25 protein-coding genes are annotated in these 23649 nt (G+C 56.7%); 19 read left to right on the top strand and 6 right to left on the bottom strand.

Annotated elements, in window-relative coordinates; translation table 11 throughout:
• The 3 genes from A9G06_RS15415 to A9G06_RS15405 all read left to right on the top strand — a co-directional run.
• A partial coding sequence (locus A9G06_RS15415; protein ID WP_139126255.1) for a VWA domain-containing protein occupies positions 1-2295 on the top strand: 2295 nt, incomplete at its 5' end.
• A gap of 86 nt (positions 2296-2381) precedes the next feature.
• On the top strand, positions 2382-2942 hold the full coding sequence (locus A9G06_RS15410; protein WP_069555776.1) for a hypothetical protein: 561 nt from the start codon (positions 2382-2384) through the stop codon (positions 2940-2942).
• Between the two features lie 55 nt (positions 2943-2997).
• Positions 2998-3714, top strand: a complete 717-nt coding sequence (locus tag A9G06_RS15405; RefSeq protein WP_021229694.1) for an SIMPL domain-containing protein — start codon at positions 2998-3000, stop codon at positions 3712-3714.
• A gap of 136 nt (positions 3715-3850) precedes the next feature.
• Here A9G06_RS15405 and ahpF read toward each other — a convergent pair whose 3' ends face one another.
• Both ahpF and ahpC read right to left on the bottom strand, forming a co-directional pair.
• Positions 3851-5431, bottom strand: a complete 1581-nt coding sequence (ahpF, locus tag A9G06_RS15400; protein WP_069555775.1) for an alkyl hydroperoxide reductase subunit F — start codon at positions 5429-5431, stop codon at positions 3851-3853.
• 123 nt (positions 5432-5554) lie between these two features.
• The gene (gene ahpC, locus A9G06_RS15395) at positions 5555-6121 is read right to left on the bottom strand and encodes an alkyl hydroperoxide reductase subunit C (protein ID WP_005337335.1); all 567 of its coding nucleotides are present in this window, start codon (positions 6119-6121) and stop codon (positions 5555-5557) included.
• Positions 6122-6442: 321 nt separating this feature from the next.
• On the opposite strand from ahpC, the gene A9G06_RS22480 reads away from it, so the two are divergent.
• The gene (locus A9G06_RS22480; protein ID WP_290439008.1) at positions 6443-6565 is read left to right on the top strand and encodes a hypothetical protein; all 123 of its coding nucleotides are present in this window, start codon (positions 6443-6445) and stop codon (positions 6563-6565) included.
• Between the two features lie 248 nt (positions 6566-6813).
• Here A9G06_RS22480 and A9G06_RS15390 read toward each other — a convergent pair whose 3' ends face one another.
• The gene (locus A9G06_RS15390; RefSeq protein ID WP_005337333.1) at positions 6814-7260 is read right to left on the bottom strand and encodes a CBS domain-containing protein; all 447 of its coding nucleotides are present in this window, start codon (positions 7258-7260) and stop codon (positions 6814-6816) included.
• A 212-nt stretch (positions 7261-7472) separates the two neighbouring features.
• Between A9G06_RS15390 and queA the strand changes: the two genes are divergently transcribed.
• The 7 genes from queA (at position 7473) to nlpI (ending at position 14442) form a co-directional block, all read left to right on the top strand.
• The gene (queA, locus tag A9G06_RS15385; protein WP_021229691.1) at positions 7473-8525 is read left to right on the top strand and encodes a tRNA preQ1(34) S-adenosylmethionine ribosyltransferase-isomerase QueA; all 1053 of its coding nucleotides are present in this window, start codon (positions 7473-7475) and stop codon (positions 8523-8525) included.
• Between the two features lie 74 nt (positions 8526-8599).
• Positions 8600-9736: a tRNA guanosine(34) transglycosylase Tgt gene (tgt, locus tag A9G06_RS15380; protein ID WP_069555774.1), complete on the top strand. Its 1137-nt coding sequence runs from the start codon at positions 8600-8602 to the stop codon at positions 9734-9736.
• 52 nt (positions 9737-9788) lie between these two features.
• Entirely contained in the window at positions 9789-10124 is a 336-nt protein-coding gene (gene yajC, locus A9G06_RS15375) for a preprotein translocase subunit YajC (RefSeq protein WP_005337327.1), read from the top strand.
• An 18-nt stretch (positions 10125-10142) separates the two neighbouring features.
• Positions 10143-11996: a protein translocase subunit SecD gene (gene secD, locus A9G06_RS15370; protein WP_005337324.1), complete on the top strand. Its 1854-nt coding sequence runs from the start codon at positions 10143-10145 to the stop codon at positions 11994-11996.
• A 10-nt stretch (positions 11997-12006) separates the two neighbouring features.
• Positions 12007-12954, top strand: coding sequence for a protein translocase subunit SecF (secF, locus tag A9G06_RS15365; protein WP_005337322.1), 948 nt, complete (start codon positions 12007-12009; stop codon positions 12952-12954).
• 84 nt (positions 12955-13038) lie between these two features.
• Entirely contained in the window at positions 13039-13407 is a 369-nt protein-coding gene (locus tag A9G06_RS15360; RefSeq protein WP_019446086.1) for a rhodanese-like domain-containing protein, read from the top strand.
• Positions 13408-13497: 90 nt separating this feature from the next.
• Positions 13498-14442, top strand: coding sequence for a lipoprotein NlpI (gene nlpI, locus A9G06_RS15355; protein ID WP_290439007.1), 945 nt, complete (start codon positions 13498-13500; stop codon positions 14440-14442).
• A gap of 65 nt (positions 14443-14507) precedes the next feature.
• Here nlpI and A9G06_RS15350 read toward each other — a convergent pair whose 3' ends face one another.
• Entirely contained in the window at positions 14508-15380 is an 873-nt protein-coding gene (locus A9G06_RS15350; RefSeq protein ID WP_058059534.1) for a U32 family peptidase, read from the bottom strand.
• Between the two features lie 11 nt (positions 15381-15391).
• Entirely contained in the window at positions 15392-16387 is a 996-nt protein-coding gene (locus tag A9G06_RS15345) for a peptidase U32 family protein (protein WP_005344835.1), read from the bottom strand.
• 189 nt (positions 16388-16576) lie between these two features.
• On the opposite strand from A9G06_RS15345, the gene A9G06_RS15340 reads away from it, so the two are divergent.
• Positions 16577-17110, top strand: coding sequence for an SCP2 domain-containing protein (locus A9G06_RS15340; RefSeq protein WP_005344837.1), 534 nt, complete (start codon positions 16577-16579; stop codon positions 17108-17110).
• On the opposite strand, the gene A9G06_RS15335 is transcribed toward A9G06_RS15340, so the two are convergent.
• A complete protein-coding gene (locus A9G06_RS15335) occupies positions 17063-17479 on the bottom strand; it encodes a hypothetical protein (RefSeq protein WP_005351023.1) in 417 nt (138 codons plus the stop codon). The genes A9G06_RS15340 and A9G06_RS15335 overlap by 48 nt on opposite strands.
• 187 nt (positions 17480-17666) lie before the next feature.
• Between A9G06_RS15335 and trmJ the strand changes: the two genes are divergently transcribed.
• The 7 genes from trmJ (at position 17667) to hscA (ending at position 23648) form a co-directional block, all read left to right on the top strand.
• Positions 17667-18389, top strand: a complete 723-nt coding sequence (gene trmJ / locus A9G06_RS15330; RefSeq protein WP_069555772.1) for a tRNA (cytosine(32)/uridine(32)-2'-O)-methyltransferase TrmJ — start codon at positions 17667-17669, stop codon at positions 18387-18389.
• Between the two features lie 92 nt (positions 18390-18481).
• A complete protein-coding gene (gene iscR, locus A9G06_RS15325) occupies positions 18482-18985 on the top strand; it encodes a Fe-S cluster assembly transcriptional regulator IscR (protein WP_026035025.1) in 504 nt (167 codons plus the stop codon).
• Between the two features lie 53 nt (positions 18986-19038).
• Positions 19039-20253, top strand: a complete 1215-nt coding sequence (locus tag A9G06_RS15320) for an IscS subfamily cysteine desulfurase (protein WP_021229687.1) — start codon at positions 19039-19041, stop codon at positions 20251-20253.
• A 41-nt stretch (positions 20254-20294) separates the two neighbouring features.
• Complete coding sequence (gene iscU / locus A9G06_RS15315; protein WP_010675059.1) at positions 20295-20678, top strand: Fe-S cluster assembly scaffold IscU; 384 nt, start codon at positions 20295-20297, stop codon at positions 20676-20678.
• 15 nt (positions 20679-20693) lie between these two features.
• Positions 20694-21017, top strand: a complete 324-nt coding sequence (gene iscA / locus A9G06_RS15310; RefSeq protein WP_005333812.1) for an iron-sulfur cluster assembly protein IscA — start codon at positions 20694-20696, stop codon at positions 21015-21017.
• A 236-nt stretch (positions 21018-21253) separates the two neighbouring features.
• Entirely contained in the window at positions 21254-21772 is a 519-nt protein-coding gene (gene hscB, locus A9G06_RS15305; protein WP_069555771.1) for a co-chaperone HscB, read from the top strand.
• Positions 21773-21800: 28 nt separating this feature from the next.
• On the top strand, positions 21801-23648 hold the full coding sequence (gene hscA, locus A9G06_RS15300) for a Fe-S protein assembly chaperone HscA (RefSeq protein ID WP_069555770.1): 1848 nt from the start codon (positions 21801-21803) through the stop codon (positions 23646-23648).
• The last annotated feature ends 1 nt before the right edge of the window (position 23649 follow it).

Genomic DNA, 23649 nt, shown 5'->3' with positions numbered 1-23649 from the left:
AGCGGGCTTGCTATCACCTTTAAGGACGATGGTCCGAGTGCTGTAGCTGATACCATTACCAGTGGCACTAATGGCACTGTCAACCTAGTGCTGGTTCTCGATAGCTCAGGCAGTATTGGTAATACCAATATGCAGGTTATTAAGGATGCTGTAACGAATCTGATGAACAGCTATGGCAACTCGCTGGTCAAGGTGATGCTGGTTGATTTTGATAGTTCGGCCACTGTCAAGAGTGTCGGCAGTCAGGTATGGCTGACCAAGGATCAGGTAACTGGTCAGCTGACTAGCATCTCTTCTGGCGGTTCTACTGACTACGATGATGCTTTGCAAGCGGTTCGGGACAATTATGGGACACCGCCTTCCGCTGATAACACCTTTGTATTCTTCATTTCGGATGGAGTGCCCAGTTCGGCTGATGAGGCAATTAACGCCACAGAGCGCAATGACTGGACAAACTTCCTGACGCAAAAAGGCATTGATGGTGCATATGCCGTGGGGATTGGCTCAACCAGCGTACTTGATGCCGACCTGCAAAGTGTCGCGTGGTCACCGAGTGGCGCTCACAACAACAATGTGGTGGTGATCAATACCGCGGGTCAGCTGTCGGGAACACTGACCAACCTGACACAGGTAATTGATGGCAATGTGACAGCCAATGACAGTGCTGGTGCCGACGGTTTTGGTACGCCCAAACTGGTTTCTGTAGAGTACAACGGAACAACCTACACCTTTAATAACAGCAATACCTCTTTCTCTATCGCACTGGGTACCAATAAGGGCACCCTCTACATTGAAAATGATGGTGATTATCGATTCACACCACCATCAGGAGGAGCTGAGGGGGCACCTGTCGAGATCACTTACAAGATCAAGGATGGCGATGGAGATACCAGCAGTGCCAAGTTGACCATTATCAATCCGGTCCTGGTGGTTGGTAGCAATGCCAATGACACAGGTTCCGGAGCCAGCACAGCTATTGACGATCACGTTCGTCCCAACCCTCTTCTTGCTCCGGATGTGGATGGGGCAATAGTGGGTGGAGTTGGGGCAGATGTATTGATCGGTGATGTTGGGGGAGTGACTTCGGGTAGTTACAACCTGACGTTCATGATCGATATGTCGGGAAGTATTAGCGGCACTGAATTCCAGCTCATGAAAGATGCCATCAATAACTTGCTGGCCAAGTTCAGTGGCATATCACAGTTGCAAGTCGAGATTGGTACGTTTGCAGATAATAGCAACGTTGTGGGTACCTATTCCTCGGTTACCGCTGCTCAGCAGGCTGTCAGTAATCTAACTCGCTCAGGGGGGGGGACCAACTATCAGGCTGCGTTGACAACTCTTAATACCATGATGATCGGGGATCCTGTCGCAGATCATAAGTATGTCTACTTCCTTACGGACGGGGAGCCAACTGTTGGAAGCTGGACCAATTCAACCCAGATTGCTAACGGTATGACAGCCCTGAATGTGTTGACGGCTCCTGGGGTGGTGATTAATGCGGTCGGGATCGGGGTGCCATCCGGTGCATCATTTGGCAATAACCTCAATGCGATTGACAACACGCCAGATAACTACCTCGCCGTAGACAGCTTTGATGACCTGTCCAGTGGCTTGGGCTCGCTCTTTACCGCTGTTAGTGTCGGCTCAGACCTGTTGCAGGGCGGTGCAGGCAACGACGTGATTTTTGGTGACAGCATTCATGCAGACAATGTGGATGGTGGCTGGTTCGAGTTTGTGGCAGACAATCCGGGCAAGAGTGGTGGGCAACTGCTCAACGAACTTTACAGCCAGCATGCAGTGTATGGTAAGGAAGGGGCTGTCGGTGGCGATGATACCCTTGAAGGTGGCGACGGTAATGATGTGCTTTATGGCCAAAAAGGGAATGACATCCTGATTGGTGGTAATGGTATCGACATTCTGATTGGTGGAACAGGGTCTGACACCCTGACAGGTGGAGGCGGTAAAGACACCTTTAAGTGGGGGGCGGGTGATATCGGTGGTGTGGATGTCATCAAAGACTTCACCACCGGCACTGGCGGAGATGTACTGGATATCAGCGAGCTGCTCACTGGCGAACATGCCAACTCTGGTTCGCTTGATGCGTACCTCAATTTCAGTAGTGGTGGGCCAGGCACAAACAAATCAACATTGACTATTGATTTGGATGGTACGAATGGAGGAACCACCCACGTCATAAAATTTGACAGTATTGACTTGACGACCCTGGGTAACAGTGACTTGCAGATTATTCAGAAGTTGCTGGATGACGGTAACTTGAAGGTTGATCCGTAACCTTGTCTTGGGGCTGGGCTTGCCTGGCCCCTGTTTTTTCCTCAAGGGGATAGATAAGATAGCGGCAGTAGAGGAGAGGGGTAATCATGCAGTCATTCAACTGGGTCGACATTGATGGCATCCGTTATAGCTGGGATGGGCAGGGGAACATTACCTGCGCAGGCCAGTTTGGCTATCAGGCCTCGATCGCGGGGGATCGGCTGGATGGGATGGAGATTGAGAATGAGGCCGGTGATGTAGCGGGCTCGCTCTATGTTGATTTCGCTACGGCCTCTATCACTTATGTGCCGGTCATGGATACCGAGTCTGCCTATAACATGATTCTGGTTGGCCATTATCAGGGGCAGCAGGAGTATCCTCTGGCCAGTTTTCACTCTCCGTTGTTGCAAGATTTGCTAGGGCCATCTGATACCATCCCTTGGTCTGCGATGGAGGAGGATAGTGGTGGCACCAATATCGGACAGGCGGTGCAAGGACACGTTCTGTCGTGGGACTCGTTCCATTTCGATGATGAGGTGTTGGTCTGTGGCGCGGCTCCTGCGCTGGATATGGCAAACCAGAGCCAGGATCCCGGCAGCATGGTCACCATTAGTCTCGATCTGACCAATCAGATACTGGATCAGCTCCCCCCCTTGCACGATATATGAATCCCGTAGCTGCACGGGCATAATGACCTCAATCTTTCCGATTGAGGTTTTTTCTATGTGGCGTCCCCTTCTTACTCTTTCCGCTCTGGTTGTCAGTGCTCCGCTGCTGGCGATTGAAGTGCCGCAAGCGCCCCATCTGGTGGTGAGCGGTTATGCCGAGCAGAAGACCGAACCCGATATGCTGACCCTCAATGTGGCGGTGAGTGCACTGGATAAGCAGGGCCTCAAGGCCAAGCAGCAGGTCGATACCAAGGTTGCAGCCTTTTTCAGCCAACTGGAAGGGTTGGGGATCAAGCGCAGCGATGTTGAGGCTGGCAACCTGATGGTCTCGCCGGAATATCAGTATGGTGAAAACAAGAAGCCGGTATTGCTGGGATACCGTGCCCAGCGACAATTGGCGGTGAAGCTCTATCAGCTCGACAAGTTGAGCCCCCTGATGGATACCGCACTCAAAGCCGGGCTGGAGTCCGTATCCCAGATTGAGTACGGGTTGAAGTCGCCGCAGGTCATCAAGGAGCAGGCCCGTCTGAATGCAGTTGAGGATGCCAAAACCAAGGCTGAATCTCTGGCCAAGGCGTTCGGGATGAAGCTTGGCAAGGTTTACAGTGTGGAGTACCGCAATGCTTCGCCCATTACCGCCTACAGCCGCAACCTGAAGGTGGTGCAGGCCATGGCGATGGCTGCTCCCGCGCCGGATATGGCGGACAACAGCTATCAACAACAGCAGATCACGGTAAGTGATAATATCGAGGCTGTTTTCTTGCTGGAGTGATACCCGTCGTTGAAGTCCAGTCATGAACAACCCCGCTATTTGCTGCGGGGTTTTTATTGCGCATCGATGCAGATATAAAAAAGCCGACGCTCGTGTTTACTTAATCGAGCGTCGGCTTTTTGTTGCGCTGGTTTTATCAGGCGGTTACAGCATCAGCTTTGGTCGCTTCCGGCGCCGGGTTGCGGATGAGGTAATCAAACGCACCCAGTGCGGCGGTGGCGCCAGCACCCATGGAGATGATGATCTGCTTGAACGGTACCGTGGTGGCATCCCCTGCGGCGTAGACGCCGGGCAGGGAGGTCGCACCCTTGGTATCGATCTCGATCTCGCCAAAGCGGGTCAGGGCAATCTCGCTCCCTTTCAGGAACTCGGTGTTCGGTACCAGGCCGATCTGGACGAAGATACCCGCCACCGCCAGGTGTTTGATCTCACCTGTGGTGCGATCTTCGTAGTCCATACCGACCACCTTGCTGCCATCACCGATCACTTCGGTGGTGCGCGCGCTCATGATGATGTCGATATTGCCCATGGAGCGAGCCTTCTTCTGCAGCACTTCATCGGCACGCAGGGTGTCGGCGAACTCCACCACGGTGACGTGTTCGACGATGCCAGTCAGATCGATCGCTGCCTCGATGCCGGAGTTACCGCCACCGATCACAGCTACTCGCTTGCCCTTGAAGAAGGGACCATCGCAGTGCGGGCAGTAGGCCACGCCCTTGGTGCGGTACTCAAGCTCGCCCGGTACGTTCAGATCACGCCAGCGGGCACCGGTAGCCAGGATCACGGCGCGGCTCTTCAAGGTGGCGCCAGAGGCGAGATCCACGTTCACATACCCATCTTTGCTGATGGCGGCGGCACGCTGCTCGGTGATCACTTCCACGCCGTACTCTTTGACGTGCTGCTCCAGGCTGGCGGCCAGCTTGGGGCCTTCGGTGTAGGGCACTGAGATAAAGTTCTCGATGCCGACGGTGTCCATCACCTGACCACCGAAACGTTCGGCAACGATGGCGGTGCGAATGCCTTTACGAGCGGCATAGATGGCCGCTGCGGCGCCAGCCGGGCCACCGCCCACGACCAGCACATCGTAGGGATCTTTCTCATTCAGCTCGGCGGCCTTGCGCTCGGCGGCACCGGTGTCGAGTTTGGCGACGATCTCTTCGAGCGAGATACGGCCCTGGCTGAACGGTTGGCCGTTCAGGTAGACATTCGGTACCGCCATGATTTGACGCTCGGCAACTTCTTCCTGGAACAGGGCGCCGTCGATCATGGTGTGAGTGATGCCGGGGTTCAGGGTCGCCATCAGGTTGAGAGCCTGTACTACGTCCGGGCAGTTGTGGCAGGAGAGGGAGATATAGGTCTCGAAGTGGAACTCGCCCTTGAGATTGCGGATCTGCTCCTGCACGGCTGCATCGGCCTTGGAGGGGTGGCCGCCGCTTTGCAGCAGGGCGAGCACCAGAGAGGTAAATTCATGACCCATGGGGATGCCGGCAAAGTGAACGCGCGGGGCTTGGCCCTGCGGCGCGACACTCATGGAAGGCTTGCGAACGGCAGTGCCAGAGGTCTGGGTGATCTTGGGGGACATCTCGGCGATCTCGCTGGCCAGTGCCAGCAGCTCTGCAGATTTGTCGCTGTCGTTGCCGGACACGCTGATCTCGATGGGATTGACGATGTACTGCAGATAGGTGTTCAGCTGTTGTTTGAGGTTGGTATCCAACATGGTCGAATTCCTTCTTGTAATGGCGAGTTGGCATTAAATGTGAGTCGGTCTGCTTTCAGGCCTATTTGGCAATGCCGGAAAGCAGACCGGCCCTTATGCGGGCCGGTCTTGGAAGCGGGAGGCTTAGATCTTGCCTACCAAGTCCAGGGACGGGGCCAGAGTGGCTTCGCCTTCTTTCCATTTAGCCGGGCACACTTCACCCGGGTGGGAGGCAACGTACTGGGCCGCTTTAACTTTGCGCAGCAGTTCCAGTGCGTCACGGCCGATGCCGCCAGCGTTGATCTCGACGATCTGGATGATGCCCTGCGGGTCAATTACGAAGGTACCGCGGTCAGCCAGACCAGCTTCTTCGATCATCACGCCGAAGTTGCGGGTGATGGTACCAGTCGGGTCACCAATCATCGGGTACTGGATCTTCTGAATGGTGTCAGAAGTGTCGTGCCATGCTTTGTGAGTGAAGTGGGTATCGGTAGAGACAGAGTAGATCTCGACGCCCAGTTTCTGGAATTCAGCGTAGTTGTCAGCCAGGTCGCCCAGCTCGGTCGGGCAAACGAAGGTGAAGTCAGCCGGGTAGAAGAAGACCACGGACCACTTGCCTTTCAGGTCAGCGTCAGACACCTGAACGAATTTGCCATTGTGGTAGGCGGTAGCATTGAACGGCTTGATTTCAGTGTTGATGTAGGTAGACATGTAATTGCTCCTTGGTGATGTACATATGCCGGTCTGGTGTTGAAGAGTCTTGCCAGACGAGGCGCTTAACTTTCGATGGATTCATCATAGGGGCTTCCGCTAATCGATAAAAGCCGCAATTTTGAATCGCTTAAATCTACTTATTAGATAGCTCACTATGGCTGTACCTAACATGAATATCTCTGGCCTACTGAGATAACTCCTTGTCGTGGTTCAATATCTGTGCGCTACATCGCCTTTTCAAGGCATAAGAAGGGGTGTGCAGATCCACGATGACACGATGAGATAAACGGTGGTGCAAACAGGTGGCGCAGGAGGTTGATGCAGCTGCTTGCAGCGATGGGGGATGTGTTGGCAAGGGGGAGAGCAGAAAACGCGGATAAAAAAATCCCGGCGCTATCGCAACGACAGGGCCGGGTCATCAAACAAGGAATGGCTATATAAACAAATGCTTTACAGCAAAGACTAACTACGGGGTGTGCAAACTTGCAGACATATGAGAGGAAGATAATGGGTGCACAATCCCTCGTCTCCCCCTCGGCAACTATTGCATGAGAGGGATGATAGTGTGACGCAGATCACAAGGCAAGCATTTGGTGTAATTTTTCAATCAAAATGAAAGTGTTTCATCATTTCAGCTTATTTTGACGACTGAAAACGCTTTTATTGTAATTTAATTACATGGCGATCTATCAAAAGTCGGTAGGTGGTTCCTGCTCTTCCATCAATTCCAGCAGGTTGATGGCCACGGAAATAAAGTCCGACTCGGTGACAATGCCGATCAGCTTGCGTCCTTTGAGTACTGGCAGGCAGCCATATCTGTGCCGCTGCAGGTAAAGTGCCGCCTCCTTGATGCCGGCGTGAGGATCTACGCTCGCCACTTGCCGTGTCATGATCTCGTCGAGTTGCACGCTGTCGGTAAATTCTGCTTCCCGCTCCGGGCTGATGAGCAGCAGCTTGGATTCACGGGTGGCCAGGATATCGGTGAGGGTTACCAACCCCAGCAGGTGGTGCTGCTCGTCGACGATGGGAATGTGGCGGATCCGCTCCTGCTGCATCAGGTCCATCGCCTGTTTGACACTGTTTGACGGACCCAGAGTGAAGGGGTGTTCGGTCATGATTTCGGATAGGGTCATCATGGTGGGCCTCCTTGTGTATCTGCTTTCACCCTAGCCCAGCCCCAACTGGCAAAACATGATCAGGGTCAATACAGAACATTAAAGAATCATTAACCGGAGGTGTGTCTCAATATTGCTCGCTACCCCTTGTCTCTCTTGGGTTTTTGGTCTTTTGGGTTGCCTTGGAAGATGGGGATAACTAGACTAGCCGCCGATTCCCCCCGAGGTGAAAGATGCAAGTATCCGATTTTCATTTTGATCTGCCAGACGAGCTGATTGCCCGCTATCCGATGGCAGAGCGTACCGCCAGCCGCCTGTTGCAGCTCGATGGTCAGACTGGCGCCCTGCGCCACGGTCAATTTGTGGATGTGCTGGATCAGCTCAATCCGGGTGACCTGCTGGTATTCAATAACACCCGTGTCATTCCGGCGCGCATGTTTGGCCAGAAGGCCAGCGGCGGCAAGCTGGAGGTACTGGTCGAGCGCATTCTGGACGAGCACAGCGTGCTGGCCCATGTCCGTGCCTCCAAGGCGCCCAAGCCCGGCACCCGGATGATCATGGATGGTGGTGTGGAGGCAGAGATGCGCGCCCGCCACGACGCCCTGTTCGAGATCCACTTCCTCGACCCGCGTCCGGTGCTGGAGATTTTGGAGGCCATCGGCCACATGCCGCTGCCCCCCTATATCGACCGTCCCGACGAGGATGCCGACAAGGAGCGCTACCAGACCGTTTACAATCAAAAGCCGGGCGCCGTTGCCGCGCCGACCGCCGGCCTGCACTTTGATGAGCCGCTGCTTGAGAAAATTCGGGCCAAAGGGGTTGAAACGGCCTTCGTCACCCTGCATGTAGGGGCGGGGACCTTCCAGCCGGTGCGGGTTGAGAAGATTGAAGATCACCACATGCACTCCGAGTATGCGGAAGTGCCGCAAGAGGTGGTAGATGCCATCGCGGCCACCCGTGCCCGTGGTGGTCGGGTGATCGCGGTGGGGACCACATCGGTGCGTTCGCTGGAGAGCGCGGCCAAGGTCACCCTGGCGCAGGGCAAACCGCTAGCGCCCTTCTTTAGTGACACCGATATCTTCATCTTCCCTGGTTACAAGTTCCAGATTGTCGATGCCATGGTCACCAACTTCCATCTGCCGGAGTCGACCCTGATCATGCTGGTCAGCGCCTTTGCCGGTTATGACAACGTGATGGCGGCCTATCAGGCAGCCGTGGCCGGGCAGTACCGTTTCTTCAGCTACGGGGACGCCATGTTCGTCACCCGTCGCCAGGTTGAAGCATAAGCTTCAGCTTATTTACCGGGCCGTGAGCGGCCCTCCTATTGTCAGACTGTTTATCTGACGCAGCCGAGGTAGCAATGAAATTTGAACTGAAAACCACCGACGGCCGTGCCCGTCGCGGTCAACTGGTCTTCGAACGTGGTGTGGTACAAACGCCGGCCTTTATGCCGGTCGGGACTTACGGCACCGTCAAGGGGATGACCCCGGAAGAAGTGCGTGAAACCGGCGCCCAGATCCTGCTGGGTAACACCTTCCACCTCTGGCTGCGTCCGGGTCAGGAAGTGATGCGTGCCCACGGCGATCTGCATGACTTCATGAACTGGCAGGGCCCGATCCTGACCGACTCCGGTGGTTTCCAGGTTTTCAGCCTGGGCCATATTCGCAAGATCACCGAAGCGGGCGTCCACTTCCGTCACCCCATCAATGGCGAGAAGATCTTCCTCGACCCCGAGAAGTCCATGGAGATCCAGTACGATCTGGGCTCCGACATCGTGATGATCTTCGACGAGTGCACCCCGTACCCGGCCACTTATGAAGAAGCGCGCAAGTCCATGGAGATGTCCCTGCGCTGGGGCAAGCGCTCCCGTGAAAAGTTTGATGCGCTGGGCAACAAGAACGCCCTGTTCGGCATCATTCAGGGCTCGGTCTACGAAGATCTGCGTGATGTCTCCCTCAAGGGGCTGCTGGAGATCGGTTTCGACGGTTATGCGGTCGGCGGTCTGGCCGTGGGTGAGCCCAAAGAGGATATGCACCGCATCCTCGAGCACGTCTGTCCGAAAATTCCGGCCGACAAGCCGCGTTACCTGATGGGTGTCGGCAAGCCGGAAGATCTGGTGGAAGGGGTGCGCCGCGGTATCGACATGTTCGACTGCGTCATGCCGACCCGCAACGCCCGCAACGGCCACCTGTTCACCACTGATGGGGTAGTGAAGATCCGCAACGCCCAGCATCGCAACGACACCAGCACCCTGGATGCCGAATGCGATTGCTACACCTGCAAGAACTACAGCCGCAGCTACCTGCACCATCTGGACAAGTGCAACGAGATCCTCGGTGCCCGTCTGAATACGATTCATAACCTGCGTTATTACCAACGCGTGATGCAGGGTTTGCGGGACGCGATCGAGCAGGGTAAATTAGACGACTTTGTAACAGAGTTTTACCGTCGGCAAGGGAAGCCTGTGCCTCCGTTAGCTGAAAATGACGTTAAATAACAACAACATATAATTTTGTTTTTTTAAATCTACATCAATAAGAGGTTGTTAAATGAGCATTATCTCCAAGGCGTATGCAGAAGGCGCAGCACCGGGTGCACAGGGTGGTGGTATGGAAATGATCATCATGCTGGCCGTATTCGGCCTGATCTTCTACTTCATGATCTATCGTCCCCAGGCCAAGCGTGCCAAGGATCACCGCAATCTGATGAGCTCCTTGTCCAAGGGTGATGAAGTGCTCACTTCTGGTGGCCTGGTTGGCAAAATTGCCAAAGTGGCTGCAGACAGCGATTACCTGGTGATCGCCCTGAACGACCAGACTCAAGTCACCATCAAAAAGGACTTCGTCTCTGCCGTTCTGCCCAAGGGTTCTATCCAGTCCCTTTAATCTCCCAAGGAGCACAGCGTGTTGAATCGCTATCCGCTGTGGAAATACCTGATGGTGATCCTGGTGATCGCCATCGGTTTTCTATATGCAGCCCCCAATCTTTACGGCGAAGATCCGGCTTTGCAGGTTTCTGCCAGCCGTGGTGCCGAAGTCAAGCTAGATACTCTTGATCTGGTGAAAGAGACCCTTGAAGCGGCCAAGATCCCGGTCAAACATGCTGCATTCGAGCACGGTTTTATCCTGATCCGTTTCAAGAACACCGAAGACCAGCTGAAGGCGCGCGATATCGTTGCCAACAAGCTGGGCGACAACTTCATTACCGCACTCAACCTGGCACCTTCCACTCCCGCCTGGCTCGAAGCCATCGGTGCGGCGCCTCTGAAGCTGGGTCTTGATCTGCGCGGTGGTGTGCACTTCCTGATGGAAGTGGACATGGCCGAAGCACTGACCAAGCAGCAAGAGCAGATGGTGCAGGATTTCCGCTCCGAGCTGCGCACCCAGAAGATCCGTTACTCCGGCGTACGCCGGGTCGGAGATCAGGTGCAGGTGATCTTCCGTGACGAAGCCGATCAGGAACGCGCCGTTTCTCATCTGCGTCGTCAGAACCCTGATTTGACTTTCACGACCGAGCAGAAAGGGGATGAGTTCATCCTGCTGGCTGGTCTGAGCGAAGCCAAGATCAAGGAAGTGAAGAAGTACGCCCTCGAGCAGAACATCACCATCATCCGTAACCGGGTCAACGAACTGGGCGTGGCCGAGCCGCTGGTACAACAGCAAGGCGCCGAGCGCATTGTCGTTGAACTGCCCGGTATTCAGGATACCGCCCGCGCCAAGGAGATCCTGGGGGCAACCGCGACCCTGGAATTCCACATGGTCGATGAGACTGCCGACATCCAGGCTGCGGCAGACGGCCGTGTCCCGCCCAGCTCCAAGGTCTACAACGATCGCAACGGTCGTCCCGTGGTGCTGCAAAAGCGGGTGATCCTGACCGGTGACCACATCGTGGGTGCCCAGTCCGGTTTCGACGAGTACAGCCGTCCCCAGGTCAACATCAAGCTGGATGGCCAGGGTGGCAACAAGATGGCCAACTTTACCAAGGACAACGTCGGTAAAGGGATGGCGACCGTCTTCATCGAGTACAAGCCGGTCGGTCAACCGGGTCCGGATGGCAAGCGCAAGTTCCGCAAGCAGGAGGAGGTGATCAACGTCGCCACCATCCAGTCGCGTCTTGGCAGCCAGTTCCGTATCACAGGTATCGACAATGCCAACGAAGCCCACAACCTGGCGCTGCTGCTGCGTGCCGGTGCCCTGATCGCCCCGATCCAGATCGTGGAAGAGCGCACCATTGGCCCGAGCCTGGGTCAACAGAACATTGACAGCGGTATGGAAGCCATCGGCTGGGCCATGCTGGTGATCGTGCTGTTCATGGGGATCTACTACCGCGCGTTCGGCTGGGTTGCCAACCTGGCGCTCTGTATGAACCTTGTGTTGATTGTCGGCATCATGTCGATGATCCCTGGTGCCACCATGACCCTGCCGGGTATCGCCGGTATCGTCCTGACGCTGGGTATGGCGGTGGATGCCAACGTACTGATCTACGAGCGTATTCGTGAAGAGATCCGCAACGGTCGCGGTGTTCAGCAAGCCATCCATCTGGGCTTTGATCGGGCATTCTCCACCATCGCCGACTCCAACGTGACCTCGCTGATCACCTGTGTGATCCTGTTCGGAATCGGTACTGGCGCCATCAAGGGCTTTGCCCTGACGCTGGGCATTGGTCTGACCGCCTCCATGTTTACTGCCATCACAGTTTCCCGTGCCATTATCAACCTGGCTTGGGGTGGACGGCGTATCGACAAGCTGCCCATCTGAGGATAGAGAAATGTTTCAGATTCTACATTTTGAAAAACCGATCCCGTTTATGCGCTATGCCAAGCCGGGTGTGGTTTTCTCTTCCGTGCTGATGGTGGTAGCCCTGTTCTTCCTGTTTGATCGGGGGCTGAACTGGGGTCTGGACTTTACCGGTGGTACCACCATCGAGGTGGGGTTCCAGCAGTCGGTGAGCCTGGACAAGATCCACGACGCTCTGGAAGAGCAGAAGATTGAAGGGGCAACCCTGCAACACTTTGGCTCCAGCCGTGACGTGCTGTTCCGCCTGACCCCGAAAGAGGGGGTCAAGGTAGAACAACAGGGTAACGAAGTGCTGGCGGCGGCCAAGCAGCTCGACGAGGGCGCAGTGCTCAAACGCGTCGAGTTCGTCGGCCCTTCCGTGGGTGATGAACTGGCGACAGACGGTGCGCTGGCCATGCTGGCCTCCATCCTCTGTATCCTGGCCTACGTAGCAGTGCGTTTCGAATGGCGTCTGGCGCTGGGGGGCATTCTCTCCCTGGTGCACGACGTGGTGATCACGCTGGGTGTCTTTGCCTACTTCCAGTACGAGTTCGATCTGACCGTACTGGCGGCACTGATGACTCTGGTGGGTTACTCCCTGAACGATACTATCGTGGTGTTCGACCGCTTGCGGGAGAACTTCCGCAAGGTGCGTAAAGGGGATACCGAGTACATTCTGGATCTCTCCATGACCGAGACCCTGAGTCGTACCATCATCACCTCCGGCCTTACCTTTATCGTGGTGCTGGCGCTGCTGCTCAAGGGCGGTGCGCTGATCCACGGTTTTGCCGTGGCCATGGTGATCGGTGTGGCGTTCGGTACCTACTCCTCCATCTATGTGGCGAGTGCGTTTGCCATGTTCCTCGGCGTCAAGCGCGAGCACATGCTGCCAACCCAGGTAGAGAAAGAGGGTGCGGACCAACAGGAAATCCTGCCGTAACAGTGAAGAGCGCCTCATGGCGCTCTTTTCTTATCTCTGCGTGTCGTTTGCTGACGCACATGATTTAAACAACAGGAGTTTGTCATGCATCACAATCCCCGTTTTTTGGCGCTGGTTGACGGGATCCGCTCCCGCATCACCGAAACCGATGTTCACCAGATCAAGCGCTGGCAGGATGAAGGGCGCACGTTTCACCTGATCGACGTACGGGAAGAGAGCGAGTGGGCCAAAGGCCATCTGCCCGGTGCCCGATATCTGGGTCGTGGCGTGATTGAGCGGGATATCGAGACCCAGTTCCCGGATCTCGAGACCGAGCTCTACCTCTATTGTGGTGGTGGTTTTCGCTCCATTCTGGCTGCGGACAACCTGCAACAGATGGGTTATCGCAAGGTGATCAGCGTCGACGGCGGGTTTCGCGGTTGGTGCGATGCTGGATACCCTGTCGAATCCTGATTTATTTGAGGTAGAGGGGCACAGCTACATGACAAAGCGGCTGTTGACCTTTACCATATGCGGGGTCAAGCGTAAGCGTCGGAGTGTTCATTGAACGTCAGGAAAGGGATTGGATACCTCCTCGGTATCCTGTTGTTGCTTCCCATGTGGGGTTGCAGCAGTAGCAGTCAGGTTAACACCCCCAAGGTTCCCAAGCCGCAGCCTGCTTCACTGGTGTTGGCGACCCCCCTGCAGGTCTCCTACCAGAGTGAGCTGGCGCTCGCCCGACTCGGGCAGATGCTCAGTGAAATGGAACTGACCACCGAGCAACGGGCAGAGTTGTTCTATGAGCGTGCCGTGGTGTTTGATCGGGTTGGTCTGCGTTCCCTCGCGCGGCTCGATTTCAACCGTGCCCTGCGGGAGAAACCGGATTTCGCCGAAGCCTACAACTTCATCGGCGTCTATCTGGTACAGCAGCAGAATTACGACGAAGCCTATGATGCCTTCGATTCTGCCCTCGAGCTGGCGCCGGATTATGACTATGCCTATCTCAACCGTGGCATCGCCCTCTATTACGGTAACCGTCCCGAGCTGGCCGCGGCCGATATGAAGCGTTTCTACGAGGCGCAGCCGGAAGACCCCTATCGGGTGATCTGGCTCTATCTGGCTGAGCAGAAACTCGACTCGTCGGCCGCCATGAGCCGGATGCGCGAGCGTCTCAACAAGTACGATGACGACGCCTGGAACTGGGATCTGGTTCGCCTCTATACCGGCGAGATCAACGCTTCCCAGCTGATGGGCAACGTGGTGAAAGGGGTGAAGGATAACCGGGAGCTTGCCGAGCGCCTGTGTGAAACCTACTTCTATCTGGGCAAGTTCGAGTTGGGCAAAGGCAACCGCAAGGAAGCCATCAGCTACTTCAAGCTGGCCTTATCCAACAACGTCTATGACTTTATCGAGCACCGCTATGCGCTGCTGGAGCTGGAGTTGATGGCGCGCAAACCCTTGCCGCCAGGTGCCCAGAGCGCTCGTAACAAGGGGGATCAGCCCTCCTGATCCACTGCCAGATAGTGGTAAAAAAGGCCTCGCGATGAGGCCTTTTTGTTGGGCGAATGGCGGGTTTACTCCACCAGGCTCATACCGGGGATCTGGCGCCAGTAGCCGTTGCAGTCGCTTCCTTGCTGCAAGGGGAGGGGAGCCTGGCCCTGCCGGTTGGCTTTGAAGCGGGCCAGCATCTCCAGCGTCTCCATCCCTTGCGGCGAAAGCCTGACCACATCTACCAGACCTTCCATACCAGCCAGCTCGTTACCCAGGTTGTAGCAGTAACCGGACTGGGTCTGGATCCCGTTGAGATTGAACACCCGTTGCCCCTCGCGGCTGTTGGCCAGTCGTCCGGTGGGGTAGTTGATGCAGGCGAGCTCGCAGTTGTCCTTGGGCTTGTCGAGGGATCGGGCGGTGAAGCAGCGCGCCGAGTATGCGAGCGGCAGATGGCCGTAGGCAAACACCTCGACCTCAAATTGGTCGCGCAGGGTGCCCAGATCCTGATTGAGCTGGATCAGCCAGTCACGGGAGAGCTCCACCGGCATGACCCAGCGTTTCATCCCCTGTTTGAGCAACATGCGCAGCACATCGGCGTTATAGGCGTTGATGGCGGGGCCACAGACGAAGGGGATCCCAGCCTCCCAGGCGAGTTGCACCGTACCGAGATCGTTGGCTTCGACCATCAGATCACCATTGTCGACCAGCCGCTTCACCTCCTTGAGTTCGGAGGGGGCGGAGATAAGGGCGAGGGTCGAGAGCACCACCTGCTTGCCGGAGCTGGCCACCTGACGGGCCAGCGTAATCCAGTCATCGACTTTGAGTTCGCGCCGTTTGCTGCAAACGGTCTCTCCCAGATAGATGATGTCGGCCTGACTGTCGGCGGCGGCATGGTAAAAGGCTTCGGTATCGGCTTTGGGCCAGTAGAAGAGCAGAGGCCCGAGAGAAAATTGCATGGGTGGACTCCTTATTGCCACTGACGATGGTAGGCGCCGAGGGTAGTCTGGCTACCTTCGGAGACGCGGGCGAGCTGGGCATCCCACTCAGCTTTGACCTGATAGGCCTCGGGATTGGCCTGATAGGCATCGATGGCTGCACGCCAGACCCGGGTCACTTGCTCCACATAAGCGGGGCTGCGCTGGCGCCCTTCAATCTTGACCGACTGGATCCCGGTCTTGAAGAGCTCGGGCAGCAGACCCAGGGTATTGAGACTGGTGGGCTCTTCCAGCGCGTGGTAGGTCTGGCCATCCACGTCGAAACGCCCCTTGCAGAGGGTCGGATAACCGGCATTTTCGCCCGGGCCATAGCGGTCGATCAGCACCTCGTTGAGCCGCGACTCGAGACCATTCGGGGTCTCTTCCCAACGGACGAACTTGGCCGGTGAGCAGGCGCCGACGGTGTTGGGACTCTCGCCAGTCATGTAGGAGGAGAGATAGCAGCGCCCCTCGGCCATAATGCAGAGGCTGCCAAAGGCGAACACCTCTAGGCCAACATCGGTCTCGCGGGCCAGTTGCTTGACCTGATGCATGGAGAGCACCCGGGGCAGCACCACCCGTGTGACATTGAATTGCTGCTGATAGAAGCGAATGGCGGCGGCATTGGTGGCGCTGGCCTGCACCGAGACATGGAGTTCCATCTCGGGGTAGTGGCGGCTGGCATATTCCAGCACGGCGAGATCGGCGATGATTAACGCATCGGCGCCGAGGGCCACCCCGCGATCAACCGCCTGTTTCCAACGCGCATCGGCCCCAGGATGGGCAAAGGTATTGATGGCAATATGCAGCTTGCGACCATGTTGATGCACATAATCCACCGCCTTCTCCAGTTTGCTGTCGGTAAAGTTGAGACCGGCAAAGTGGCGGGCATTGGTGTCATCCTTGAAACCGATATAAACGGCATCGGCCCCGTTATCCACGGCGGTTTTCAGTGCCGGCAAACTGCCTGCCGGACAGAGTAATTCCATTGGTACGCTCCGAGAGTGCATATGAAGGGCAAACGAGCCCTGATTGTATGCAGCCATGCACTCCCGCTTTTTGACCTGAGGCAGCTTTGTGTGGCTTTACCCTTCTTGAGGTAACCCTGCACAAGTTTGATTTCCAACAGGATCTTGCCACTCTCCCTGTGTTTGAATGCGCAAAAAAGGGAGTCTATCGTGTTTCAACAACTGCAACGCCGCCTGGTCGAACAGGCTCCGCGCTTCTTGCGCCATCCCCTCAAGCTGGTTCCCTTCAATCTGCAAAAGCAGCTGATGGAGAGTTTGCTGGCCCGGGTTTTCAAAGAGGCTATCGAAGATGGCGATTTCGAGTTTTTGGCAGACAAGTGGCTGAAAGTCGAAGTCTCTGATCTGGAGTTGTGCTGGTTTATCAGTGAGCAGAATGGCCAGCTGGTGGTGGCTCGCGAGTGTGACAAGGCCGATGTCTGCTTCAGCGGTACTGCCAACGACCTGATCCTGATTGCCGGTCGCAAAGAGGATCCGGATTCGCTCTTTTTCCAGCGCAAGCTGAAGATAGAAGGGGATACCGAACTGGGTCTTGAGGTGAAAAACCTGATGGACAGTCTGGATCTCGATGGCTTGCCAAGCCTGATGAAGTATCCCCTGATGGATCTGGCGACGTTTATCGAACGCGCCCGCACCGAGTCAGCGCAGGCTCCGGTGCAGACGGCGCCGGGCGGGATCCCGTCTTAAGTGGACAATCACCCCATGGGCATGGCGACGATAATGGTGCCGTGCCCAGAGGCAGCGACAGGCCCACAGACAGGGCACCAAGGCGATGAGTGCCGCAGGGGCGGGCAGCTGTGACATGGCCAGCCCCGCAGCCAGCCAGATAAAGGGCTGCGCTTCATACAGCCACTCCGGCTGTAGCCAGCGTTTGCTCGGAAAGATAATCAGATCGGTACGCCGGTAGCTGGAGCGCATCATCCAGGTCACCGCTCCGGCGATAAACAGCAAGGCGCCTGCAAACCAGAGCAGGGGCTGTTCACTCAACGTAATAATGGCAATGGCTGCCAGCAGGTAGAGGCTGGGCAATCTCTCATAGATAAAGGGAGGAAGCATGGCGTGGTGTCTCCTGTGCCGTTTATCGGATATCCATCAAGTTTAGTCCCCCCCTCTCACTTCCCTCATGCTGGTTTGTTATACAAACGGGTGGTTTTGTTCTGAAATGGCTCGGCTTTTACGGTGCCAACATCGTGTTCTCTTATGTTACAATTGCGCGCCATTTTTGACTGAAGATTGACTGGGCATGTTGGATCAGATTCGTATCGTTTTGGTAAACACCTCTCATACCGGCAACATGGGGTCTGCGGCACGCGCCATGAAGACCATGGGGTTGACCCAGCTGGTATTGGTTGATCCGCAAGCCTTGCCGGATGACAATGCCTTCGCCCTGGCGGCTGGTGCCAGCGATGTGCTTGCCAATGCCCGTATCGTCCCGGCTCTGGACGACGCGATCGCCGATTGTGGTCTGGTGATTGGCACCAGCGCTCGTTCTCGAACCCTGAGCTGGCCCATGCTCGATCCCCGTGAGGCCGGCGAAAAGTCGGTGGTTGAGGGGATTCAGCACCCGGTCGCGCTGGTGTTTGGCCGTGAACGCACCGGTCTCACCAACGACGAATTGCAAAAGTGCCACTACCACGTGGCCATTCCGGCCAATCCCGATTACAGCTCCCTCAATCTGGCCATGGCGGTGCAGACCCTCTGTTACGAAGTGCGGATGCGCTGGCTGCAGGGGCAGGCCGCCGAGCCTGAAGATGAGATGGCCTATCCGAGTGCCGCCCAGCTGGAAGGGTTCTATCAGCACCTGGAACAAACCCTGATGAAGACCGGTTTTATTGCTGATGATCATCCGGGTCATGTGATGAGCAAGCTGCGTCGCTTGTTCAATCGGGCTCGGCCGGAAGCGGCGGAGCTCAACATTCTGCGCGGGATTCTGACCTCGGTGCAGAAAGCGCGCGTACCGGATTAATCCGACTGATTTACTCAACCATATACTTGACTGATTTGGTCGGGTATGTGACCATGTGCCCCATTAAATTGCTTCGCAAGACGGTAAGGCACATGAGACTGACTTCAAAAGGACGTTACGCTGTAACCGCCATGCTCGACGTGGCGCTGCATGCAGAGCAAGGGCCCGTCCCCCTTGCCGATATTTCCGAGCGCCAGGGCATCTCGTTGTCCTATCTCGAGCAGCTCTTTGCCCGCCTGCGCAAACATGGTCTGGTGAGCAGCGTGCGTGGCCCGGGCGGTGGTTATCGCCTCGGGTTGGCCCCAGGCGAGATTTCGGTTGGTCAGGTGATCACCGCGGTCGATGAGTCGGTCGATGCCACCAAGTGCCTCGGCAAGGGCGGTTGCCACGGCGGTACCCAGTGCCTGACTCACTCCCTGTGGCGCGACCTGAGTGAGCGGATCTCCAGCTTCCTCGGGGATATCACGCTGGCCGAGCTGGTACGCCAGGCCGATGTGCGCCGCATTGCTGGCAAGCAAGATGAACAAATGAAGACCGTGTTGTCCCTGGTTGATCGGGCAGAACACGGCGATGTGAGCTTGAAAGTCCAACTATAAACGTGCTTTCCACAGCGGGACTCTGTATGACCCGGACTGTGACGGAGAAAAACATGAAACTGCCTATTTACCTTGATTATTCGGCAACCTGTCCGGTGGACCCGCGTGTCGCAGAAAAAATGATGCAGTGTCTCACCATGGATGGCCTGTTCGGCAATCCGGCTTCCCGTTCTCACCGCTTTGGCTGGCAAGCCGAAGAGGCGGTGGATCTGGCCCGTAATCAAGTGGCAGATCTGATCGGTGCCGATCCCCGCGAGATCGTCTTCACTTCCGGTGCGACCGAATCCAATAACCTGGCCATCAAGGGTGTTGCCCACTTCTATGCCAGCAAGGGCAAGCACATCATCACCTCCAAGACCGAACACAAAGCGGTGCTCGATACCTGTCGCCAGCTGGAGCGTGAAGGGTTCGAGGTGACCTATCTTGAGCCGATGCCCAACGGCCTGTTCACTATCGAGATGATTGAGAATGCCATGCGTGATGACACCATCCTGGTCAGCATCATGCATGTGAACAACGAAATCGGCGTGGTTCAGAACATTGCCGCCATCGGCGAGTTGTGCCGTTCCCGCAAGATCCTGCTGCACGTGGATGCCGTTCAGAGCGTGGGCAAGATCCCGGTAGATGTAGAAGCACTGAAAGTGGACCTGCTCTCCGTCTCTGCGCACAAGGTGTATGGTCCGAAAGGGATCGGTGCACTGTTTGTTCGCCGCAAACCCCGCGTTCGTCTGGAAGCCCAGATGCACGGTGGCGGCCACGAGCGCGGCATGCGTTCCGGTACTCTGCCGACACACCAGATCGTCGGGATGGGCGAAGCTTTCCGCATCGCCAAAGAAGAGATGGTGAGTGAAGGTGAGCGCATCTTGGCTCTGCGCCAGCGTCTGTGGAATGGCATCAAGGATATTGAAGCCGTCTACATCAATGGCGACCTGGATCAGCGTGTTCCGGGCAACCTCAACGTCAGCTTTGCCTATGTGGAAGGGGAATCCCTCATCATGGCGCTGAAAGATTTGGCGGTCTCTTCCGGTTCGGCCTGTACCTCCGCCAGCCTGGAACCTTCCTATGTGCTGCGCGCACTGGGTCTGAACGACGAGTTGGCACACAGCTCCATCCGTTTCAGCATGGGTCGCTTCACCACCGAGGAAGAGATTGACTACGCAGTCAAGCTTATTCGTGACTCCATCGGTCGTCTGCGCGAGATGTCCCCTCTGTGGGAGATGTACAAAGACGGCGTCGATCTGAACACGGTCGAATGGGCTCATCACTGATCTATCTGGTCAGTGAGCAACAGAATTAGCAGGAGTGAGATATGGCTTACAGTGAAAAAGTAATCGACCACTACGAGAATCCTCGCAACGTCGGTGGTTTCGACAAGAATGATCCCAGCGTTGCAACCGGCATGGTCGGTGCGCCCGCTTGTGGCGACGTGATGAAGCTGCAATTGAAAATCAGCGACGACGGCATCATCGAAGATGCCAAGTTCAAAACCTATGGTTGCGGCTCTGCCATCGCCTCCAGCTCCCTGGTGACCGAGTGGGTCAAGGGCAAGACCCTGGATGAAGCAGCTGGCATCAAGAACACCGATATCGCCGAAGAGCTGGCGCTGCCACCGGTGAAGATCCACTGCTCCATTCTGGCCGAGGACGCCATCAAGGCAGCCATCGCCGATTACAAGCAGAAGAAAGGTCTCTAAGCGCCGGAGAGCAGTATGGCTATTACCATGACAGATGCCGCCGCGGCACGGGTTTCCTCTTTTCTGGCTAACCGGGGCAAGGGCATTGGCCTGCGCCTCGGCGTCAAAACCACCGGCTGCTCCGGTCTGGCCTACGTGCTTGAGTTCGTTGATGAACTGACCGATGAGGATCAGGTGTTCGAGCAGCAGGGCGTCAAGATTATTGTCGATGCCAAGAGCCTGATCCATCTGGATGGCACCGAGCTGGATTTCGTCAAGGAGGGCCTCAACGAGGGCTTCCAGTTCAACAATCCCAACGCCAAAGGCGAGTGTGGTTGCGGCGAAAGTTTCAGTGTCTGAGATGTTTGACGTGAATGATCTTTCGTCTGTTGTTGAACAGGTCAGATATGTTTAGTTCAACAATACCTTCTCATGCGCCAAAGGCGAGTGTGGTTGCGGCGAAAGCTTTAGTGTCTGAGTTGTTTGACGTCAATGATCCTTCGTCTGTGGTTGAGCGGGTTGTCCATGACCCGTTCAACCACATCTCATTTGCCAGGGGCGAGTGAGGTTGTGGCGAACGTTTCCAAGAGGTTTGCATGAATCATTTCGAGCTGTTTGGGCTGGTTGAAGGCTTCGAGCTCGATACCCGTCAGTTGGCTGATACCTACCGCCAGCTGCAAACCCAATTCCATCCTGATCGTTTTGCCATCGCCCCCGAACGGGAGCAGCTGGTTGCGGTGCAACGTGCCGCCCAGATCAACGAAGCATTCACCACCCTCAAGGCGCCGCTGCGCCGTGCCGAGTATCTGCTCTCCCTGCGTGGCACCGATATCCGTGGTGAACAGCAGACTCTGCAAGATACCGCGTTTCTGATGCAGCAGCTGGAGTGGCGCGAGCGTCTGGCCGATCTGAAAGATGACACCGACCCTGAGCGCGCCATCAAGGATTTTCGCAGCGAGATCAGGCATGATCACCAGATGTTGATGCAGCAGCTGACCGAGTCTCTTGCCGCCGGCAAAGATCTCGTTGCCGCTGATTGCGTTCGCAAACTCAAGTTTGTCGACAAGCTCCTTGAAGAGCTGGAACGATTCGAAGACTCGCTTCTCGAGTCTTGATCCTTTAACGCTGGAAGTTTCATTACCCATGGCATTACTGCAAATCGCCGAACCCGGCCAGAGCGCTGTTCCTCATCAGCACAAACGTGCCGTCGGCATCGATCTCGGCACCACCAACTCTCTCGTCGCTGCGGTTCGCAGCGGTCACGCCGATACCCTTTGCGATGAGCAAGGGCGCGACCTGCTCCCGTCAGTGGTGCACTATCAAAGCGATACCATTCGGGTGGGGATTGATGCCAAGCGCGAAGCGGCTCTCGATCCTCACAACACCATCGTCTCGGTCAAACGGATGATGGGCAAGGCGCTGGCCGATATCGATACCCGCCAGCAGCCTTACCAGTTTGTTGCCGCCGACAATGGCATGCCGCAACTGCAAACCCGTCAGGGGCTGGTCAATCCGGTGCAGGTATCGGCCGAAATTCTCAAAAAGCTGGCCGAGCGTGGCGCCCAGACCCTGGGTGGCGATCTCGATGGCGTGGTCATTACCGTGCCCGCCTATTTCGATGATGCCCAGCGTCAGGGGACCAAGGATGCGGCCCGTCTGGCCGGTCTGCACGTACTGCGTCTGCTCAACGAGCCGACCGCGGCCGCGATTGCCTATGGCCTTGACTCCGGTCAGGAAGGGGTGATCGCGGTTTACGATCTGGGGGGCGGCACCTTCGATATCTCCATCCTGCGTCTGCACCGCGGTGTGTTTGAAGTGATGGCGACCGGCGGCGATTCCGCCCTCGGCGGTGATGATTTTGATCACCTGCTGGCGGACTGGCTCAAGGAGCAAGCGGGCCTCTCCGGCGAGCTGGATGCCCATCTGCAGCGCGAGCTGCTGGATGTGGCCGCGGCCGTCAAACACGGTCTGACCGATGCCGAGCAGGTGGCGTGCACCTTTGCGGGCTGGCAGGGTTCAGTGAGCCGTAGCCAGTTTGATGAACTCATCACCCCGCTGGTGAAACGGACCTTGCTGGCTTGTCGCCGCGCCCTGCGCGATGCCGGTCTCGAGCAGGTGGAAGTGCTGGAAGTGGTGATGGTCGGTGGCTCCACCCGGGTGCCGCTGGTGCGTGAACTGGTGGGCGAGTTCTTCCAGCGTACGCCGCTGACCAGCATCGATCCGGACAAGGTGGTCGCCATTGGCGCCGCCATCCAGGCCGATATTCTGGTGGGCAACAAGCCCGATGCCGAGATGCTGCTGCTGGACGTTATCCCCTTGTCGCTGGGTCTGGAGACCATGGGGGGCCTCGCCGAGAAGGTGATCCCGCGCAACACCACCATTCCGGTGGCTCGCGCCCAGGAGTTCACCACCTTCAAGGATGGTCAGACCGCCATGGCCATTCACGTGGTACAGGGTGAACGCGAGTTGGTGGCTGATTGCCGCTCCCTGGCCCGCTTTACCCTGACCGGTATTCCGCCGATGGCAGCCGGCGCCGCCCATATTCGCGTCACCTTCCAGGTGGATGCGGATGGTCTGCTCTCGGTCAGCGCCATGGAGAAATCCTCCGGCGTGCAGGCCGAGATCCAGGTCAAGCCCTCTTACGGGCTGGCGGAGCAGGATATCCTCAACATGCTGAGTGCCTCCATCGAGAACGCCCAGCAGGATATGGATGCCCGCATGCTGGCCGAGCAGCAGGTTGAAGCCGACCGGGTGGTCGAGAGCCTCAATGCGGCGCTGGCCGCCGATGGCGATGCCCTGCTCAATGCTGCCGAGCGTGCCGAGATTGATGCCGCCATCGCCCATCTGCTGACCATGCGCAACAGCGGTGCAACCCATCAAATCAAAGAAGCCATTGAGGCAGCAGATGCTGTCAGTGGCGAGTTTGCAGCCCGCCGGATGGACGCCTCCATCCGCAAGGTGCTGACCGGACAAAACGTCAACAAGGTGTAAT

Source organism: Aeromonas sp. DNP9 (assembly GCF_001728955.1).
In the GTDB taxonomy this organism is placed as follows: Bacteria; Pseudomonadota; Gammaproteobacteria; order Enterobacterales; family Aeromonadaceae; genus Aeromonas; species Aeromonas veronii.
The sequence above is the reverse complement of the archived record's forward strand: the minus strand, read 5'-3'. Positions and strand labels throughout refer to the sequence as shown.

Excerpts from the sequence above, each read along its gene's own strand:
- A9G06_RS15410 (WP_069555776.1), top strand. The coding sequence starts at position 2,382 with ATGCAGTCATTCAACTGGGTCGACATTGATGGCATCCGTTATAGCTGG.
- A9G06_RS15405 (WP_021229694.1), top strand. The coding sequence starts at position 2,998 with ATGTGGCGTCCCCTTCTTACTCTTTCCGCTCTGGTTGTCAGTGCTCCG.
- ahpF (WP_069555775.1), bottom strand. The coding sequence starts at position 5,431 with ATGTTGGATACCAACCTCAAACAACAGCTGAACACCTATCTGCAGTAC.
- ahpC (WP_005337335.1), bottom strand. The coding sequence starts at position 6,121 with ATGTCTACCTACATCAACACTGAAATCAAGCCGTTCAATGCTACCGCC.
- A9G06_RS22480 (WP_290439008.1), top strand. The coding sequence starts at position 6,443 with ATGCAGCTGCTTGCAGCGATGGGGGATGTGTTGGCAAGGGGGAGAGCA.
- A9G06_RS15390 (WP_005337333.1), bottom strand. The coding sequence starts at position 7,260 with ATGATGACCCTATCCGAAATCATGACCGAACACCCCTTCACTCTGGGT.
- queA (WP_021229691.1), top strand. The coding sequence starts at position 7,473 with ATGCAAGTATCCGATTTTCATTTTGATCTGCCAGACGAGCTGATTGCC.
- tgt (WP_069555774.1), top strand. The coding sequence starts at position 8,600 with ATGAAATTTGAACTGAAAACCACCGACGGCCGTGCCCGTCGCGGTCAA.
- yajC (WP_005337327.1), top strand. The coding sequence starts at position 9,789 with ATGAGCATTATCTCCAAGGCGTATGCAGAAGGCGCAGCACCGGGTGCA.
- secF (WP_005337322.1), top strand. The coding sequence starts at position 12,007 with ATGTTTCAGATTCTACATTTTGAAAAACCGATCCCGTTTATGCGCTAT.
- A9G06_RS15360 (WP_019446086.1), top strand. The coding sequence starts at position 13,039 with ATGCATCACAATCCCCGTTTTTTGGCGCTGGTTGACGGGATCCGCTCC.
- A9G06_RS15350 (WP_058059534.1), bottom strand. The coding sequence starts at position 15,380 with ATGCAATTTTCTCTCGGGCCTCTGCTCTTCTACTGGCCCAAAGCCGAT.
- A9G06_RS15345 (WP_005344835.1), bottom strand. The coding sequence starts at position 16,387 with ATGGAATTACTCTGTCCGGCAGGCAGTTTGCCGGCACTGAAAACCGCC.
- A9G06_RS15335 (WP_005351023.1), bottom strand. The coding sequence starts at position 17,479 with ATGCTTCCTCCCTTTATCTATGAGAGATTGCCCAGCCTCTACCTGCTG.
- trmJ (WP_069555772.1), top strand. The coding sequence starts at position 17,667 with ATGTTGGATCAGATTCGTATCGTTTTGGTAAACACCTCTCATACCGGC.
- iscR (WP_026035025.1), top strand. The coding sequence starts at position 18,482 with ATGAGACTGACTTCAAAAGGACGTTACGCTGTAACCGCCATGCTCGAC.
- A9G06_RS15320 (WP_021229687.1), top strand. The coding sequence starts at position 19,039 with ATGAAACTGCCTATTTACCTTGATTATTCGGCAACCTGTCCGGTGGAC.
- iscU (WP_010675059.1), top strand. The coding sequence starts at position 20,295 with ATGGCTTACAGTGAAAAAGTAATCGACCACTACGAGAATCCTCGCAAC.
- iscA (WP_005333812.1), top strand. The coding sequence starts at position 20,694 with ATGGCTATTACCATGACAGATGCCGCCGCGGCACGGGTTTCCTCTTTT.
- hscB (WP_069555771.1), top strand. The coding sequence starts at position 21,254 with ATGAATCATTTCGAGCTGTTTGGGCTGGTTGAAGGCTTCGAGCTCGAT.
- hscA (WP_069555770.1), top strand. The coding sequence starts at position 21,801 with ATGGCATTACTGCAAATCGCCGAACCCGGCCAGAGCGCTGTTCCTCAT.